This is a genomic window from Curtobacterium sp. VKM Ac-2887 (assembly GCF_015350935.1).
Classification (GTDB): domain Bacteria; phylum Actinomycetota; class Actinomycetes; order Actinomycetales; family Microbacteriaceae; genus Curtobacterium.
The window spans coordinates 26,369-43,760 of sequence record NZ_JADKSB010000015.1; the positions used below are offsets into that span (position 1 = coordinate 26,369).

Annotated in this window: 17 protein-coding genes; 5 read left to right on the forward strand and 12 right to left on the reverse strand. The window is 70.6% G+C overall.

Annotated elements, in window-relative coordinates:
- Positions 1 to 306 precede the first annotated feature (306 nt).
- The 4 genes from ITJ69_RS15685 to ITJ69_RS15700 form a co-directional block, all read right to left on the reverse strand.
- Positions 307 to 1,944: a PTS transporter subunit EIIC gene (locus ITJ69_RS15685; protein WP_194673267.1), complete on the reverse strand. Its 1,638-nt coding sequence runs from the start codon at positions 1,942 to 1,944 to the stop codon at positions 307 to 309.
- A 59-nt stretch (positions 1,945 to 2,003) separates the two neighbouring features.
- Entirely contained in the window at positions 2,004 to 2,918 is a 915-nt protein-coding gene (gene murQ, locus ITJ69_RS15690) for an N-acetylmuramic acid 6-phosphate etherase (RefSeq protein ID WP_194673268.1), read from the reverse strand.
- An 8-nt stretch (positions 2,919 to 2,926) separates the two neighbouring features.
- Positions 2,927 to 3,823 (reverse strand): MurR/RpiR family transcriptional regulator, encoded by an 897-nt coding sequence (locus tag ITJ69_RS15695; RefSeq protein ID WP_131879086.1) that lies wholly within the window; start codon positions 3,821 to 3,823, stop codon positions 2,927 to 2,929.
- Between the two features lie 150 nt (positions 3,824 to 3,973).
- Positions 3,974 to 4,618, reverse strand: a complete 645-nt coding sequence (locus ITJ69_RS15700; RefSeq protein WP_194673269.1) for an NUDIX hydrolase — start codon at positions 4,616 to 4,618, stop codon at positions 3,974 to 3,976.
- Positions 4,619 to 4,709: 91 nt separating this feature from the next.
- On the opposite strand from ITJ69_RS15700, the gene ITJ69_RS15705 reads away from it, so the two are divergent.
- Positions 4,710 to 5,651: an ADP-ribosylglycohydrolase family protein gene (locus tag ITJ69_RS15705; RefSeq protein WP_194673270.1), complete on the forward strand. Its 942-nt coding sequence runs from the start codon at positions 4,710 to 4,712 to the stop codon at positions 5,649 to 5,651.
- A 147-nt stretch (positions 5,652 to 5,798) separates the two neighbouring features.
- Here ITJ69_RS15705 and ITJ69_RS15710 read toward each other — a convergent pair whose 3' ends face one another.
- The 4 genes from ITJ69_RS15710 to ITJ69_RS15725 all read right to left on the reverse strand — a co-directional run bounded on the left by ITJ69_RS15710 (position 5,799) and on the right by ITJ69_RS15725 (position 8,447).
- Complete coding sequence (locus ITJ69_RS15710) at positions 5,799 to 6,278, reverse strand: DUF4395 domain-containing protein (RefSeq protein ID WP_194673271.1); 480 nt, start codon at positions 6,276 to 6,278, stop codon at positions 5,799 to 5,801.
- Positions 6,275 to 6,754 (reverse strand): thioredoxin family protein, encoded by a 480-nt coding sequence (locus ITJ69_RS15715; protein WP_194673272.1) that lies wholly within the window; start codon positions 6,752 to 6,754, stop codon positions 6,275 to 6,277. The genes ITJ69_RS15710 and ITJ69_RS15715 overlap by 4 nt, the downstream gene beginning before the upstream one ends.
- Before the next feature lie 91 nt (positions 6,755 to 6,845).
- Positions 6,846 to 7,598, reverse strand: a complete 753-nt coding sequence (locus ITJ69_RS15720) for a hypothetical protein (RefSeq protein WP_194673273.1) — start codon at positions 7,596 to 7,598, stop codon at positions 6,846 to 6,848.
- Between the two features lie 249 nt (positions 7,599 to 7,847).
- Positions 7,848 to 8,447, reverse strand: a complete 600-nt coding sequence (locus tag ITJ69_RS15725) for a TMEM175 family protein (RefSeq protein WP_123939279.1) — start codon at positions 8,445 to 8,447, stop codon at positions 7,848 to 7,850.
- A 32-nt stretch (positions 8,448 to 8,479) separates the two neighbouring features.
- Between ITJ69_RS15725 and ITJ69_RS15730 the strand changes: the two genes are divergently transcribed.
- The 4 genes from ITJ69_RS15730 to ITJ69_RS15745 all read left to right on the forward strand — a co-directional run bounded on the left by ITJ69_RS15730 (position 8,480) and on the right by ITJ69_RS15745 (position 14,206).
- On the forward strand, positions 8,480 to 8,734 hold the full coding sequence (locus ITJ69_RS15730; protein WP_165918853.1) for a DUF1653 domain-containing protein: 255 nt from the start codon (positions 8,480 to 8,482) through the stop codon (positions 8,732 to 8,734).
- Positions 8,735 to 9,161: 427 nt separating this feature from the next.
- Positions 9,162 to 10,073 (forward strand): hypothetical protein, encoded by a 912-nt coding sequence (locus tag ITJ69_RS15735; RefSeq protein ID WP_194673274.1) that lies wholly within the window; start codon positions 9,162 to 9,164, stop codon positions 10,071 to 10,073.
- Positions 10,073 to 10,624 carry a hypothetical protein gene (locus ITJ69_RS15740; protein WP_228505887.1) on the forward strand — a complete coding sequence of 184 codons (552 nt, stop codon included), beginning with the start codon at positions 10,073 to 10,075 and terminating at the stop codon, positions 10,622 to 10,624. Before ITJ69_RS15735 ends, ITJ69_RS15740 begins: the two co-directional genes overlap by 1 nt.
- 87 nt (positions 10,625 to 10,711) lie before the next feature.
- Positions 10,712 to 14,206 (forward strand): TM0106 family RecB-like putative nuclease, encoded by a 3,495-nt coding sequence (locus ITJ69_RS15745; protein ID WP_194673275.1) that lies wholly within the window; start codon positions 10,712 to 10,714, stop codon positions 14,204 to 14,206.
- Positions 14,207 to 14,216: 10 nt separating this feature from the next.
- On the opposite strand, the gene ITJ69_RS15750 is transcribed toward ITJ69_RS15745, so the two are convergent.
- The 4 genes from ITJ69_RS15750 to ITJ69_RS15765 form a co-directional block, all read right to left on the reverse strand.
- Positions 14,217 to 14,921 (reverse strand): hypothetical protein, encoded by a 705-nt coding sequence (locus ITJ69_RS15750; RefSeq protein WP_194673276.1) that lies wholly within the window; start codon positions 14,919 to 14,921, stop codon positions 14,217 to 14,219.
- 385 nt (positions 14,922 to 15,306) lie between these two features.
- The gene (locus tag ITJ69_RS15755) at positions 15,307 to 15,723 is read right to left on the reverse strand and encodes an SseB family protein (RefSeq protein WP_194673277.1); all 417 of its coding nucleotides are present in this window, start codon (positions 15,721 to 15,723) and stop codon (positions 15,307 to 15,309) included.
- Positions 15,724 to 15,827: 104 nt separating this feature from the next.
- The gene (locus ITJ69_RS15760; protein ID WP_194673278.1) at positions 15,828 to 16,631 is read right to left on the reverse strand and encodes an SDR family oxidoreductase; all 804 of its coding nucleotides are present in this window, start codon (positions 16,629 to 16,631) and stop codon (positions 15,828 to 15,830) included.
- Positions 16,632 to 16,708: 77 nt separating this feature from the next.
- Positions 16,709 to 17,374, reverse strand: coding sequence for a GOLPH3/VPS74 family protein (locus ITJ69_RS15765; RefSeq protein ID WP_194673279.1), 666 nt, complete (start codon positions 17,372 to 17,374; stop codon positions 16,709 to 16,711).
- Positions 17,375 to 17,392: the final 18 nt, after the last annotated feature.

The following is a 17,392-nucleotide window of genomic DNA, read 5'->3' on the forward strand; positions in this document are numbered from 1 at the left end:
CGATCGAGTGGGTCTCAGGGGCGGGCAGTTCAAGTCGATCCTCAGACGCACCGCTCCGGTCCACGGCAGGAACTCCCACCGCGAATTGCCCGGTCGCCGGGCGCCATCTGGGCGGGCGGCGGTCGACAAGTCGGCGGCCAGGAGGGCGAACATGATCGCCGCCGGCGCGGTAGCTCCGGGGGCAGCGGGGAGTCCTCCGCAATGTGCACGAGGCGAACGCGAGCGACGCACCCGCGGCCGGGGCAGCCTCGGAAATCGAACCGGCCAGCGGTGAATGCGCCGGGTACGCACTTGCGCCCAGCCAGATCAGCGCGGCGTCGGAGCCCCGGAGCCTGACACAAGGTCTGCATCTGCATCTGCATCTGCATCTGCATCTGCATCTGCATCTGCATCGGCATCGGCATCAGCAGTCACCGGAGCATCAGTCGCATCCCCAGGCTCAGCTGATGACAGCACGTCGAGCGGCGCCCCGGGAGCGGACTGCGCCTCGAGGTCGGCCCGCACAGACGCGGACACCCCGAACAACAGCGTCGCCACGAACCCCACGATGTACGCCACAACGAGCCCCGACCCGTACCCGAGCAACGCCCATCCGTACCCGGACGAGCCGTTCAGCAGCGGGATGAGCGACAGGTCCGACGCCCCGATTGCGATCGCCCCGACGGAGTGCCCGAGCTGGTCGAACAGCCCGACGACCCCGCCGCCGAACGCCCCACCGATGCACGCGGTGATGAACGGCCGCCCGAGGGGGAGCGTCACGCCGTAGATCAGGGGCTCACCGACGCCGAGGAACCCAGCCGGTAGTGCACCACGGATGGTCCGCACCAGCGAAGCGTTCGACCGGAACCGCACCCACAGCGCGATGCACGCACCGATCTGCCCAGCCCCACCCATCGCCAGCACGGGCAGCAGCACGGTCCACCCGGTCTGGTCGATCAGCGTGGTGTGGATCGGGATGAGCCCCTGGTGCATCCCGGTCATGACGAGCGGCAGGAAGAGGCCTCCGAGCACGAAGCCGGCGAAGGCTCCGCCGTTCGCGAGCAGCCAGGTCGCCGCGGTCCCGATCGCGACGGAGACGACTCCGGCGACGGACATGAGCACGCCGAGGGTGATCGAACCGGCCACGAGCACGGTGACGGTCGGCACCACGATGAGCGCGATGACGTCCGGCGTGACTCGGCGCATGAAGCGCTCGACGTAGGCGGCGAGGATGCCACCGGCCAGTGCACCGAGCACACCGCCCTGCCCGGGAGCCAGGGTCTCGCCGAACACGGTGACGTTCGCGACACCGGCCGCGACGATGATGCCGCCGACCGCGCCACCGAGGATGGGCGTGCCACCGAACTCCTTCGCGGCGTTCATCCCGACGAACACGGCAAGCAGGGACAGGAACCCGGACGAGAGCACGCCGAGGAACGGCGTCACCCCGGGCACCCATCCCAGGTTCGTCAGGATGCCGTTGATCCCGGCGATCAGACCGCAGGCGATCAGTGCGGGGATGAGCGGGATGAAGATCGCGGAGATCTTCCGGATCGCGCGCATCGTGCGGCCGTCGGAGCGGGACCGCGCGGAGGCCTTGATCGACGCGCCGCGAGCGGCGAGCTCCTCCGGCGACGCACCCGACGCACCGGATGCGGCCGACGCGGCAGCGGCACTGGACGAACCAGCCCCACCAGCCGCAGCCGTCGGGGCGGACGCGCGCAGGGCCTCCAGGCGGTCGGCCACGCGGTCGACGAGACCCGGGCCGAGCACGATCTGCAGGTTCGAGCCGGCCGCGATGGCGGCCATGACGCCGTCGGTGGCTTGGAGAGTCGGCAGGTCGACAGAGGCAGGAGAAGCCACCTCGACCCGCAGTCGGGTCATGCAGTTCTCGACGTCGGCGATGTTCGCGGAGCCACCGACGGAGTCGAGGATCTGCTGGGCGAGTTGCTGTGCATCGGGCATTGCTGTGCTCCTCGGGGAAGGAATCGAGCGGAAGGAAAGCGGAGAAAGGGGAACGGGGTCTACAGCACGGCGCGCAACGAGCCGGAAGCAGCGACGAGGCGCTCACGGGCCGAAGCCGCCGAGGCACCGGTGAGGATCACGGCGATGGCGGTCTTCACCTCGCCGTCCGAGGCCTCGAGCGCCGCCTGCACGTCGGCGGAAGCAGCGCCGGTGACGTCCTGCACGAGCGAGAAGGCCCGCGCGACGAGCTTCGCGTTCGTCGCCCGCACGTCGACCATGCGGTTGCCGTACGTCTTGTGGCTGCGCACCATCGCGAGCGTGGTGAGCATGTTGAGCACGAGCTTCTGCGCGGTACCCGCCTTCAGGCGGGTCGAGCCGGCGATGAACTCGGGGCCGACGACGACGTCGATAGCGATGTCCGCCTCCCGCCCCGCGGCCGAGTCGGGGTTGCACGCGACGGAGACCGACAGGGCGGAGCGGCGACGGGCCTCCAGGATGGCTGCGATCACGTAGGGCGTCCTGCCGGACGCGCTGATCCCGACGACCACGTCGTCGGCCGTCAGGCCGAGCGCGTCGAGGTCGCGGACGGCCGCTGCTTCGTCGTCCTCCGCGCCCTCGACGGCGGTGGTCAGGGCGACGTCGCCGCCGGCGATGAGCCCCACCACCTGGCCCGGGTCGGTACCGAAGGTGGGCGGGCACTCGCTGGCGTCGAGGACGCCGAGCCGGCCCGGCGTGCCGGCGCCGACGTAGACGAGTCGGCCGCCGCGCGCGAACGCTGCGGCGATCGAGTCTGCCGCCAGGGCGATGGCCGGGAGGCACGGCTCCAGTGCCGCAGGCACGCTGCGGTCGCCGGCGTTCATGCGCTGGGCGGCTTCCAGCGTGGAGATCGTGTCGATGTCGTCCAGTGCGTGGTCGGTCGCCTCGGTGGTGAGGGCGGCGAGTTCGTCGCGGAGGGCGTCGTGCTTCGTGGTCATGGTGGTGCTCAGTTCCGGTGGTGGGTGCGGACGGCGTCGCGGCTGCGGGCGAGGAGCGGCTGGGACCGCTCGTCGGTGCGCTGCGCGACGACGATGAAGAGGGCGTCGACGATGGCGAGTTGGCTCATGCGGCTGCCCATCGCTGCGGGGCGGAGGGCGCTCTCGGCACCGGCGACGCCGAGCAGGACGTGGTGGGCCGTGGTAGCGAGCGGGGCGTTGGCGTGGCCGGTGATGGCGACGATCGTCGAGCGCTGGGCTGCGGCGGCGTGGGCGACCTCGAGTGTCTCGGTGGTGGAGCCCGAGTGGCTGACGAGCACCAGGACGTCGTGCTCACCGATGACGCTCGCGAGGGTCAGGGCGTTGTGCGGGTCGTCGGCGATCGAGCTCACGATGCCGATGCGTTCGAGCTTGAGGTGCAGGTCCCGCGCGACGATGCCGCTCGCGCCGACGCCGTACAGGACGACGCGGCGGGCACTGCTCACGGCTGCGGCCGCGGCTTCGAGGGCGTGCGGGTCGAGTGCGGCGCGGGTGTCGGCCATCACGGCGCGGACGTCCTCGGTGACCTTCGCGATGACGGTGGCCACGTCGTCGTCGACGGCGACCCCGGCGTGGATCTCGGTGTGCTCGCGCTCGTGGATGCCGCGCTCGACGGCCCGGGTCATGCTGCGCTGCAGGCCGGCGAAGTTCGCGAAGCCGAGGTGCTGGGCGAATCGGGAGACGGTGGCGGGGGAGACACCCGCTCGGCCGGCGAGTTCGGCGGCGTTCGTGGTGGCGGCGGCCGCCGGGTCCTCGAGGACGGCGTCGGCGATGGCGCGCATGCTCGACGGCATCGTGGCCGACTGAGTGCGGACGAGGGCGAAGGCGTCGGCGCGCTCGACCCGGTCGGCTCGCTCGGTGATCGTCATCCCGCTATGAAAGCGTCTTTCGTGTGCGAGCGCTAGGGGTGAAAGTAAATTGCGTGTTACGGGTGGTGGGTTGGTTGCGTGGCGGTGCTCACTCGATGAGCGGCGGACGCGAACCCGGGCGGTCGTGCGTCCGGCGAGTGACCGGCTCCGTCACCCCCGCCGGTACCGCGTCGCTGGCTTCCCCGGCCCGTCCGCTCGCTTCGTGTCCGTCGCGGTCAACTTCGGCAGCATCGCTCGCCGGAACGAGTCCGGCAGCAGGCGCTCGCCGAGGACCGCCTCGTGCAGCTGCCGCAGCTCCGACATCGTGAACGGTTCGTCGAGCAGCCCGTGCGGATCCGGGGCAACGCTGTAGACGGACCGGAGTCGAACGACCGCGAACTCGAGGATGTCGTCGTGCCCGTGCACCATCCCGCGCGCCTCGATCACCGGCGTGAGTCGCACCTGGGGCTCGTCCAGGTCCAGGGCACGAGCCGGCACCACGTCGAGGTGCGCCACCGACAGCACCCACCCACGGTCGTCCCGCGCCGGATCGTCGAACACGTGCAACTGCTCCGGCGCGAGCCCCGTCACGCCCGCCTTCGTGGAGAGCGACCGCAAGACGGCCGAAGCCAGCCGCTCACCCTCGTGCACGAACGTCCCCGGCAGTCGCCAGTCGCCCTCGGTGGCATCGCGGACCTGCACGACGGACAGTGGTCCGCCCGCGGGTACGGTCAGCACCGCGGTGTCCACGGCGACGGAGGGTCGCGGGTAGTCCGTCAGGCGTCGGCCGCTCGCGTCGCGGTACTCGTCGGTCATGCCGGTGAGTTTACGCACACTTGCGCAAACGTGACGAGTGGTGCAGGATCGGTTTTACGCAATCTCGCGCAAACCCGATCCGGAGGTCCACATGACCACCCCGCAGATCCACGACCGAGCAGTCGGTGCCGTCCTCGGCTCCGCCGCCGGCGACGCCCTCGGCGCCGGGTACGAGTTCCGACCGGCAGTGCCCGAGCCGACCCCGATCACGATGACCGGCGGCGGCTCCTTCGGCTGGGCGCCGGGGGAGTGGACCGACGACACGAGCATGGCCGTTCCGATCCTCCGCACGGTCGCCCGCGGCGGCGACCCAGCGTCGGAGTCAGCCCTCGACGGCCTGGTGGCCGCCTGGGCAGCGTGGTCGGTCAACGCGCCCGACGTCGGCATCCAGACGCGCAACGTGTTGACCGGTCTGGAGGCGCGGATCGCCTCCGTCGCGCGGGCTTCGGCCCGGCAGGAGCACGAGTACAAGGGCCGCTCCGCCGGCAACGGGTCGCTCATGCGCACCGCACCGTTGGTGCTCGCCTACCTGCGCGGTGACGTCGGCGAAGAGGAACGGCTCGCAGCGGCGGCTCGCGCGATCAGCGACCTGACGCACTACGAGTCCGACGCGGGGGACGCGTGCGTGCTTTGGTGCGTGGCGATCCGGCACGCGGTGCTGTCCGGTGAGCTCGACCTCCTCCGCGGGATCGACCTGCTCGACCTCGACCGGCGCCGAGTGTGGGTGGACCGGATCGTCACGGCCGAGCACTCGCAGCCCGTGGACTTCACGGAGTCGAACGGGTGGGTGGTGTCCGCGCTGCAGGCCGCCTACGCCGCGGTGCGCCAGAGCTCTTCGCTCGAGGACGCCCTGGTCCGCGCGGTCCGCACCGGCAACGACACCGACACGGTCGCCGCGATCGCCGGTGGCCTTGCAGGTGCGCTGTACGGGGCGTCGTCGTTGCCGGCCCAGTGGCGGGAGCTACTGCACGGCTGGCCGAACCTGCGCGCCGACGACCTCGTCGCGCTCAGTGAGCAGGCGCTCGCCGTCTGACCGGGCTGGCGTCGGAGGCTGCCGTGGGGGGAGCCTCCGCCGTCGGGCTGGTCGTTCTCGTGGGGCCGGCCCACCGCTCTGGAGGCGACCATGTCGGCAGCGCGGGTGGCGGGGCGGAGGTCAGCCGGGCCTCCCGGTCGACCGCCGTCAGGCGATGCCGCGTCGCGGACGGAAGACGCCCGCGCGGACCAGCCACACGTAGAGCAGGCAGCCGATGCAGACGTCGAACACGGCGTTGAGGAACGCGGCGATCAGGGCGACGGCGGCGCCGATGGGGGCTGCGTACGGCACGCCGAGCAGGGCGAGGAGCAGCGCCACGGCGGTGACGAACAGGCCGACCTGCTGGGCGAAGGTCGGCGGTTCGGGCGCCTCGAGCTCGGCGGGCGGGGCGAGCCTCGGCCGGACGAAGCGACGGAAGAGCGCGCCGTACGGGTGGCGGCGGATGCCGGCGATGCCGCCGACTGCGAAGAGCGCCACGATGACGGCGAGCAGGACGATGCCGGCGACCCAGGTTGCGGGGATCAGTGTCAGGACGATCGTCAGGGCGAGCAGGACCGTGGTGATCGCGGCGCCGAAGCGTGGGGAGCGCGGGTCGATGCCGCGGTCGGTGTCGGTCGTGGTGGTCATCGGGACTCCTGGGTGCCGGTGGTTCCTGAGGTGCCTGTGCTGCCGGTGGTCAGGACGGCGTCGAGGGCTGCGACGAGCTCCGGTGGGCGGGGTGGGCCCCCGAAGCGGGTGTGGACCGAGCGGTCGGCGTCGAGCAGCAGGACCGTCGGCGTCTGCATCACGTCGAAACGCCGGGCGAGCTCGGGATGTTCGGCCAGGTCAACCTCGATGCGGCGAACGCCCTCGTGCTGGTCAGCGACGACGGCGAGCTGACGCCGGGTGGCCGGGCACCGCGCACAGGTCGGCGTGGAGAACTGGACGAACGTGGCGGCGGTGCCGTAGTCGGTGTCGAGTGCGAGGCCGTCTGCGTCCGGCCTCGTCGACGCGGCGGTGCCCGCCGATCGGGCTCGACCGGTCCGGTGGCGGAGCAGGAGACCGAGGCCCGTCGCGAGCGCAAGGACCCCCACGAGCACAGCCACTGCGGTTCCGACGGTCACCCGGAGACCGTACGCCCGGCCGACGAACTGCTGTCGAACGTGAACGGATGTGACGCCGAGGTGTGCGCGTCGCGCCGGGCTCGGTGCGGGCTCAGTCCTCGGGGAGCGTGCGGACCCACTGCTCGAACGCGGCGGCGTCGTCTTCGCTGAAGACGGCGGAAGGCCGCGACTCGTTCTTCGCCGAGTGCAGGAACAGCGTGCCGTCGGCCATCCCCGGCGTCGCGTCGTCGAGGATGGACGACTTCGCCGCGACGCCCTTCCTGGTGAGGAAGGTCAGCTGTTCGCCGTTCGCCGATTCCGCTATCGCCGCTTCACCGTCGAAGAACGAGGCGAGCTCCATCACCAGCAACGCGGTGGCCCCGTCCTGCGTGGTGAGGGCGACGGCCGGCTTCGTCCGACTCTTGCCGAAGGGGTGCTCGACGGCCGTGGCCGTGACTCCCGAGCCGGTCCACGGTCGCACGTCGGTCAGGGGGAGCCTGGCGGCGACCCGCGCTGCGGGTCGTTTCGGCGGGAGGGCGGCCTGGAACAGCAACGTCCCGATCACGACCGCGAGGAACCAGGCGTACGGCGAGAACGTCTTCGTCGCGATGAGGACGAGGAAGCCACCGAGGAACCCCGCCCCGACCAGGTTCGGCCACCACCTCGATTCCTGACGCAGGCCGAGCGGCCACACCACGGCGCCGTACACGAGTCCGACGACCGTGGGGACCCAGAAGGCCGAGGGGTGGATGACGCCGGCGTGGAAGTGCAGCCAGACGTCCGCGCCCGCCATGACGACCGCCATGACGACGAAGAAGACGCGCTGTGCGCGACGGTCCCGCTCGCGAGTGCTCAGTGCGGTCATGTCGTTCCCCCGTGGTGCTCGTTCCCCGTGCTGCTCAGTCAAGCAGATCGCGCGGTCATGGTCCCACCGCTCGGGCCGTGGTCTGTGGTCTTGGTTCGGGCCTCGCCCGGACCGACCTCTGCTTTGCTTGAACAGACGTACTGTTCGAGGCAACATGCCACCGATCGGCGGGGCTGGTCGGAACGCGGCACACGCTCGAACGGGGTGCCGCAGTGCGGCCGCACACAGCCGAACCGGAACGCACCGTGCTCACACCCGTCGGAGCAGCCGGGCGACGGTGCCCTGCAACAGCAACAGCAGCGCCCAGAGCAGGCCGATGCTCGGGAACACCACCGACAGGATCAGGGCGAGCGACAGCAGGCCCGCGGCGATGAGCCCTCGCGCCGAGTCGCCCAGCGGTGTGGCGAGCAACTCTGGGTTCCGTCGGAGCACGAGTTCGATGCCGGTGAGGGCCAAGCTCGTCACGACCATGCTGCCGAGGTAGAGGGCGTGCGCCACGCGGTCGTCGTTCTCGCCGCTGTTGAGCAGGTTCGCGGCGAAGGGCAGGAACACGATGCTGATGAGCCAGACGAAGTTCAGCTGCATGACCCGGGCATTGTAGGAGCGGACGTGCTCGAAGACCTGGTGGTGGAGGATCCAGAACCGCGAGATCAACCAGAACGTGATGAGGAACTCGAGCAGGGCGGGCCAGTGCTCCCGGAGGAGGTCGCCGGCGCTCTCGCCCGAGGACATCTCGCTCGCGATGTCGACCAGCGGCAGGATCAGGAGCGTGATCGCGATGGCGACCGTGGCGTCCGAGAAGTTGACGAGTCGGTCGAGGCCGCGGTCCGTTCGAGCGTGCTCGGTCATGGCCCGAGTGTAGGAGCGCTTAGTGTCGGGGCGTGAGCGACGACGTGACTCCTGGCCGGTACCGCCACTTCAAGGGCAACGACTACGAGGTGCTGCTGGTCGCCCGTGACGTCGAGACCGAGGAACCGGTCGTCGTCTACCAGGCGTTGTACGGGGAGCGGGGACACTGGGTCCGCTCGCTCGCTGACTTCACGGCGCACGTCACCCGCGACGGGTACGACGGCCCGCGGTTCGTGCCGGCACGGAGAGCAGACTCGTCAGATTTGTCATATCAGTCAGCACATTGATATACCTTGCAGTGGCAACCAGAGCGGTTGTCTGACTGAGAGGGGGGTGTGCAGTGCAGCACACCATGAAGCAAATGCTGGTTGTCGCCGCGGTCGCCGCGGTGGTCTCACCGTTGCTGGCAGCTGGCCCGGCGGTCGCGGCCGAACCTGACCCATCGTCGGCCGTTCCCGACAACGTGGTCGTCGACCCGACTTTCGACCCCGCGAACGCGACCCGGGTCGACGAGGATGGGAACTCGATCAGCCGGAAGAATCCCTGCCATGACCGCGCGTTCGCGGCGATCCCGAAGATGCTCACGTCCGTGTCGGGGTGCAGCATCATCGGGTCGAGCACGAAGACGAAGGTCACGTACAGCTGGTACCGCGACCGAGGCCGGGTCGGGGTCTGCGTGTGGAGCAAGGGCTTCAACGCTCGTGCGCAGACGACGTGGACCGCGTCGGGATGCGGGACCGGTCGCCGTGGCGTGGTCATCAACTGGGGCAACGTTGCGGCATCGAAGCAGATCCGGGGAATGACTGCTTCGGGCGTCGCGGGCGTGCAGTGGGGCTGATCGCGACACGTCGGCGCAGGCGCTCGCTCATCTGGGTGGGCGCTTGCGCCGTCGCGGTCGCCGCGACCGGGTGCGGTGCTCCCGACTCGACGACGACCCGAACGCCCCGGACCACCACGACCGTTCGCCCGGCGACGGAAAGCGCCCGGATCATCGAGACCGTTTCGCAGCAGCGTCTTGCCGATGTGCTCATTGCGGGGCTCCCCTGTGAGGACCGGGACGACTACCAGGACGACTTGACGTTCTGGGACTCGATGCGTGGCTACGACTGCGTGGACGCGGCCGACACGGTCTCCGTTCGTGTGTACGGCAGCAGCCGGTCCGTCGACCAGATCCTCCCGTCATGGGCTGACGCTCTCGTGGACGGACGCGGAGCCCGGCGCGGCGTGAACTGGTTCGTCGTCGGACCACGCGATCTGATCTCCCAGGTCGATCCGCCTCGCGAGGATCCCGAGGTGCGGTCGTCGTCGACATCCGCCCCTGCCCCGACGGCGCAGCAGGAGTTCCTGACCAACTGCTCCCAGTACACGTTCGACGAGGCCGTCCGTGCGATCCGCGGTGAGCGGGTGACGGAGACGGACGGTGCGTACTACGACCGGGCGTTCTCTGGCGTCGGCGAAGCCGTGCGAGCGTCGTTGGACCAGCGTGATCTCGCGCTCCTCCGTGCGGAGGACGACGAGGCGCGATGGCCATCGATGCTGTCCGAGCGCGGCCCCGCGTGGAAACAGGTGTGTCGAACAGCCATGTCACGGCACGACGACCTGTTCCGGTCCGGAGCGGAGGACTGATGCGCGTTGTGTCGATCGGACGAAGCGCCGGGGCGCTCGGGGCTTTCGGAGTGACGATCCAGGCAGCCGATGACTTCACCCGCATCTTCTTCGAGAGTCCGATGGCCAGCTCGTCCGCCGTGTTGGCGGGTGCGAGCATCGTGCTGCTGCTGATCGGGGGCGTGCTCAGCTGGCGTGGAGACCGGCTCGTGTGCTGGACGCTCGGTGCCCTGGCTGTTCAGGTGGTTGGTCGCATGGCTGTCGATGTGGAACCAATGGCCGTGTACTGGTCGGTGTCGGTTGCGCACATGCTCGGGCCGGTCCTCGCGCTCGCCATCGGCGTGGTGATCGCCCGTCGGGCCGGTTCCACGGCACTGCGGCGTCTCGGGTGCATCATCGGGATCGCCGCGGGCTGCTGGATGCTCGCGAGTTGGACGCAGGTGCCGTTGCTGCTCGTTCCGCTGACGCGCGCCGTCACGGACGGCTGTCTGCTCGCCGTGGTCGCTTGGCCTGCCGTCTTTGAGGCCGGTCGGCTGGCGCGCCGCCTTTGGGACTCCGCGGAGGTGCGCTGACGCCGGCCGCTGCCGTCTGACCGCGCACGGCGCCGGTGTCGGCGGGCGGCCCTAGGCTCGCAGGGCACCAGAGAGACGGGGGAACGCATGCAGATCGGCGTCGATGGGCACGTGCTGCTCAGCCCGAGTGACCTCAGCACGTGGTCGGCCTGCGAGTGGGCGTTCCTGCGCCGGCTCGACGTCAAACTCGGTCGCGGGGAACCCCTGCCCGAGGCGCACGACGACATGCTCGAGCGCACCGCCCGGCTGGGGGACCAGCACGAGCTCGACTACCTCGACATCCTCAAGCAGACCCGCGACGTCGTCGAGTTCGACCGCCCCGCCCCGCCGGACTACGCACGCGCCGCAGCCGAAGCGCGACAGGCCTTCGCTGACGGCGCCGACGTCCTGTACCAGCCGACGTTCCACGCGGCGCCCACGACGGACAGCCCGGGCTTCATCGGCTTCGCGGACTTCATCATCCGCAACGACCAGGGCGAGTACGAGGTCTACGACACCAAGCTCGCCCGGCACGCCAAGATCAGCGCCCTGCTGCAGCTCGCCGCCTACGCCGAGCAGATGCAGGCACACGGCATCCCCACCGGCGCGCAGGTGCACCTGGTGCTCGGCGACCGGACGACGACCACGCACGACCTCGCCGACATCGCGCCGGTGTACCGCACGCAGCGCGCCGAACTGCAGCGGGTGATCGCCGAGCGGATCACTGCCGACGCCGAACTGCAGTGGGGCGACCCGCGCTACTCGAGCTGCGGGCGCTGCGACGTCTGCTCGACCCAGGTGGCCGAGCACCGCGACCTCGTCCTCGTCGCCGGCATGCGCCTGGACCAGCGGGCAAAGCTCATCAAGCACGAGGTGCGGACGATCGACGACCTGGCGGTCCACACCCGGGCAGTGCCGGGCTTGTCGCGCGCAACGCAGGATCGGCTGGTGCGCCAGGCGAGCCTCCAGATCGAGACGGAGACCGCCCGACGGAACGGCGCCGACGGGCCGGACCAGCCTGTGAAGCCGCGCTTCGAGGTCCTCGATGCCCGCGCGCTCGACGCGATCCCGGCCCCCGACGCCGGCGACGTCTTCTTCGACTTCGAAGGCGACCCGCTGCACACCGAGGACGGCGTGCACTGGGGCCTCGACTACCTGTTCGGCCTGGTCGACGACCGCGCGGAGTTCACCGCGTTCTGGGCGCACACGATCCGCGACGAGCGAGTTGCACTGCAGCAGTTCCTCGCGTTCATCGAGGCCCGGCGGCAGCAGTACCCGGGCATGCACATCTACCACTACGCCGCCTACGAGCGGACGCACCTGCTGTCGCTCGCCGCCCGGCACGGGGTCGGTGAAGAGGCCGTCGACGACCTGCTGCGCGCTGGCGTCCTGGTCGACCTGTACCCGATCGTCCGCAAGGCCCTGGTCATCGGCAGCCACAGCTACTCGATCAAGAAGCTCGAGCCGCTCTACATGGGCGACGACCTGCGGCTCAGCGATGTGACGAACGCGGCCGACAGCATCACCGCCTACGTCGACGCGATCGAGGAACTCCGCAACGGGGACCCCGCCGCCGGCCAGCACATGCTCGACGAGGTCGCCGACTACAACGCCTACGACTGCCGCTCGACCCTGCGCCTGCGGGACTGGCTCCGGTCGCTGCGCACCGACGACCCGGACGCAGCCGATCCCGCGCTCGAACTCGACGTCCCGCCGATCCCCGTCGAGCGCGAGCCGAACCCGGTGTACGTCGCGCTCGCGTCACACCTGGAAGACGTCGACGCCCTCGACCGCACGCCCGACGAGACCGCGCTGGCGCTCGCCGCAGCCGCGATCGACTACCACCGGCGCGAGGCGAAGACCTTCTGGCAGGACCACTTCGACCGCCTGCGCAACCCGGTCGACGACTGGGCCGACACCCGCGACGTCCTCGTCGTGGAGCGCGCGTCCGTCGAGCGGGACTGGGACACGCTGCCGCGTGCCCGCTCGCAGTCGCGAGAGCTCCGGTTGTCGGGAACGCTCGCGCCCGGTTCGCGGCTCCGGCCGGGAGGCACGCCCCACCTCGTCTACGACGACCCGCTTCCGCCGTCGGTCGTGTCTCCGGGCCCCGGGTCGAAGGGCGCGTCGGATCGCGCCAGCATCGTCGACGTGCGCGACAACGGCGACGCGATCGAGGTGCTGCTGATCGAGCGGCTGCCCGTCGGCGGCGAGCCCCACCACGACTTCCCCGTCGCACTCGCGCCGTCGGCACCGCCCCGCGCGAAGCCGCAGCCCGAGGCGATCGCCGAGTGGGGGCAGCAGGTCCTCGACGAGCTGCCCTCGATGGTGTCGGACCCGGCCTTCGACCTGCTGCGCCGGGTGCCGCCACGCGGAGCGATCGTGCCCGTGCGGGGTGACGACACGGTGTCCGCCGTGGTGGCGACGCTGCTCGGCCTCGACCGCTCGTACCTGGCGATCCAGGGGCCTCCCGGCACGGGCAAGACGTACGTCGGGTCGAACGTCGTCGCACGGCTCGTCCGCGAGTACGGCTGGCGGGTCGGCGTCGTCGGGCAGTCCCATGCGACGTCGGAGAACTTCCTGTCCTCGGTCGTGAACGCCGGCGTGCCCGCGGACCGCGTCGTGAAGGTGCCGAAGTCCGGGGCGACCGAGGACGAACTCGACGCCGCCGCGTGGACGCCCGTGAAGAACGGTGCTGCCGTCGCCGCGTTCCTGTCCTCGTGCGAGGCCTCCGGCACCGGCGGCGTCGTCGGCGGGACCGCGTGGACGTTCGCGAACGCGTCGACGATCGAGCGCCGCTCCCTCGACCTGCTCGTCGTCGACGAGGCCGGGCAGTTCTCGCTCGCGCCGACCATCGCGTCCTCGATCGCCGCGACCCGACTCCTGCTGTTGGGGGACCCGCAGCAGCTCCCGCAGGTCTCGCAGGGCTCGCACCCGGAGCCCGTCGACGAGTCGGCGCTGGGCTGGCTGGCCGACGGCGAGCACGTCCTGCCGCCGGAGTTCGGCTACTTCCTGGCCCGCACCCGGCGCATGGAGCCGGCGCTCACCGAGTCCGTGTCGGCGTTGTCCTACGACGGGCAGCTCGCGTCGATGGTGTCCGGTCGGCACCTCGACGGCATCGACGCGGGCGTGCACCCCGTGCCGGTCGTGCACGCGGGCAACACGACCTCGTCACCGGAGGAAGCCGCCCGCGTGGTGGCCCTCGTCGGCGATGTCGTCGGCCGCACGTGGACCGACGGCGACTCCACCAGGTCGTTGACCGACGAGGACGTCATCGTCGTCGCCCCGTACAACGCGCAGGGTGCCCTGATCCGTCAGGAGCTCGACCGTGCAGGCTTCACCGGTACCCAGGTCGGCACGGTCGACCTGTTCCAGGGCCGCGAGGCCGTGGTGTCGATCGTGTCCCTGGCAGCGTCGAGTGCAGCCGACATCCCGCGCGGGCTGGACTTCCTGCTCATGCCGAACCGGCTGAACGTCGCGATCTCGCGGGCGAAGTGGGCGGCGTACCTCGTGCACTCGCCGGCGCTGACCACGGGGCTCCCGCCCTCGATCGCCGGCCTGTCGCTGCTGTCCCGCTTCATCGAGCTCGTCCAGCCCCGGCAGTGACCGGCGTGCGTCAGCCCGATTCGACCGTGCCGACCGTGGAGCTGTAGGTGGCGACGGCACCGAACTCGGCGCCGATGATCGTGACGGACCACGCGGAGCCGTCCGGTGCGACCGAGTAGAGCACGCGGGCGCCGTCCGGAACGGCAGCGAGCCCGGTGCCGTCAGGCAGCAGGATCCGCTCCGGCGTGCTCATCCCGACCGACAGCGACGGTGGGAACGGACCGGTCCCGAACGACTGCTTCATGACGAAGGCGAGCGTTCCGGCGCTCTGCACGACGGCCGACCGCTCGATGTCGGCAGTCGTCGCCGCCGGTGGTAGGGCTGGTGCTGGTGCTGGTGCTGGTGCTGGTGCTACTGCTGGCGCTGCGGTCTCCGCCGGTGCGGCGGGTGCCGACCGTTGCGGAACCACCGTCGCGTCGATGGAGGTGCTCCGGCTGTCGAGGGGGAGCGAGAGCGCCGGCAGGTGGACGCCGGAACCGGCCAAGGCCGACCCGATGACCGCGTACGCCATGAGCGCCGTCCCGACGCTGCCGAGGATCGCCCCTCCGCGACCGAACGCCCGCGAAGCAGCCGATCCCCATCGTGCGGTCTTGACGGCCTGCACGCCGAACACGATCGCCGAGATACCGATGGTCGACACGATGAACCCCGTCTGGATCCCCGACTGTTGCGGCTCGACGAGTGCGACGACCACGCTGCCGGCACCGAGCAGCATGGAGAGCGTCGCGAAGGCCCAGGGCCTCGTCCGCCTGCGTGGTGTCGCGTTCAGCAGCGGCGATGGTGCGTGGAGTGTCGGCAGCCTGCGCGCACCACTTCGCGAGGGCCCTGACGAGTACTCCGGAGGGGACCAATCTCGTGGTCCAGGCCCGCCCAACGGCATCGTCGTTCCCCCGTCCGTTCAGTACGACGAACCCATCCTGGCGGTCGACGCGGAGGTGAGCGATCCCCAGAACTGGGTTGACGGACTGGCCACGGCTGAACCCTGCGGGCCGGTACGATCACGGGTTCTCGGCCCTTGATTGGTATGCCTATTCTAGCGTTCGTCGAGTGGCGACGGCATGCCGCCGGCAGCCGCCCGGGCACTCCGCTCGGAAGGGGCCTCAGCCGTCGACCGTCGGGACGCCACCCTGCATCTGCACCCGCATCTGGGCGAGGACGTCGGCGTGCAGGAAGTTCGCTTCGGCCGCACTGGTGGGGTCGACCACGATGCCGAACTCCTCGGGCAGCGCGGTCACGAGCTCGGACATCGGAACCGGTCGCCCCTCGGCGTCGGGCAGGCCAGCGGCGAGTTCGGCGGGGTCGGTGAAGACGGGCACGAACGGCTTGTCACGGATCATGACGTGGGCGACGCTGCCCGCCTCCGGAGTGCCCGCCGGCTTCCAGGGGACCCACGCCGCGCTGCGCAGGAAGCCCGCCGGCGAGGCTGCCATCCGGCGGCGGAGTTCGGCGGCCGCGGTGGGCGGGGTCTTGTCGACGCCTCGGCCGAAGGCGGATCCGTTCGTCTCGTCGTTGCTCACGCCAACCATGCTGTCACGCTGGACGGACACGGCGGGGCCGAGCCGGGCCTCCAGGTCGTCACCCGGCGCACGAGGAGGTGCGCCGGGCGTCGGACCGGTGCGGCTCAGTACGCGGCCGACTGCCCGCCGTCGATCGGGACGACCGTCGCGTTGACGTAGGACGCGTCGTCGGACAGCAGGAACGCGACGACGGCGGCGATCTCGGGGGCTTCGCCGTAGCGCTTCGTCGGGTTGACCTGGATGAACTCCTCGGCGGCCCTGCGGGGGTTCTCCGCGTCGAGCTGCTTCATCGAGTTCTCGACCATCGGCGTCCAGATGGCTCCGGGCGCGATGGCGTTGATGCGGATGCCGTAGCGGCCGTACTCGACGGCGGAGTTGCGGGTCAGGCCGACGACGCCGTGCTTGGCGGCGGCGTACCCGGACTGGTTGCCGATGCCCCGGATGCCGCCGACGCTCGCGGTGTTCACGACCATGCCGGAGCCCTGCTCGCGCATGACCTTGAGGACCTTCTCGAGCCCGAGGAACACGCCACGCAGGTTGATCGACACGACCTTGTCGAACTCGGCGGCCGTGAACGACTCGGTGGGGTTCTGCTTGCCCTCGATGCCGGCGTTGTTGAAGAAGCCGTCGATGCGGCTGAAGCGCTCGGTGGTGGCTGCGACGTAGGCGTCGACCTGGGCCTCGTCGGACACGTCGGCGACGGTGGTCAGGACCTGGGCGTCGGGGGTGGCCTCGAGCACGGCGGCCTTCGATGCCTCGAGTCCCTGCTCGGAGACGTCGACGAGGGAGAGCGCAGCGCCCTCGGCGGCCAGGCGGACGGCGGTTGCACGTCCGAGGCCGGAGCCGCCGCCGGTGATGAGGACGACGCGGTCGGCGAAGCGGGACGTGCTGGTGCTGGTTTCGGGCATGGGGAGGCCTCCTGAGGTCTTCGACGATGAATTCCCTTTAGGCTACACCTGTCGTTTTGCAGGGTGTGCTGGCGACGTCAGCTCGTGATGACCGTGGTCGTCGTCGCGGTGGTCGCCGCCATGATGACGATCATCGCCGCGGCCTGGATCTCCTCGAGCACGGCCTTCACCGCGGGGCTCGCCCAGGTGCCCGAGGTGATCTCCTTCACCAGGCCCTTGTCGACGGCGCCGAACTGCTTGCGGAGCGTGTTCGTCGCGTCGAGCAGCCCGATGACCGCAGCGGAGAACGGTGTCGGGGTCGCCCGCCGAGCCAGGACGTCCGCGATGCCCGATCGCAGCAGTGCCTCCGGGGCTCCGTCGCGCTCCGGGTGCTTCGTGGTGGGGAAGAGCCCGAGCACCTTGCCCTGCTCGACGCTGATGGTCCCTCGCTCGACGAGTCCGGCGAAGACGTCGTCGCGGAGCCGCTGCTTCCCGAGCCGACTCACCCACCACTTCGCCTTGCGGGGCGCGCCGGACGCTGCGATCGAGCCGACGACACCGTCGAGCACCGGGTCGCCCGTGGCGGCGCCGTCGACGACGGTGACCAGGCCGTTCTGCAGCGAGACGGAACCGCGGAGCGCCAGGTCGGCGAGGACCGCTCCCGCGAGACCGGTGTCCAGTGTCTGCCCGTCGAGGGACTTGCGGCCGTCGGGTTCGACCTGGAGGAGCGCGAACGCCTGCGGGACCGTGAGTTGCTCAGCCATGTCCGCAGCCTGCCACGC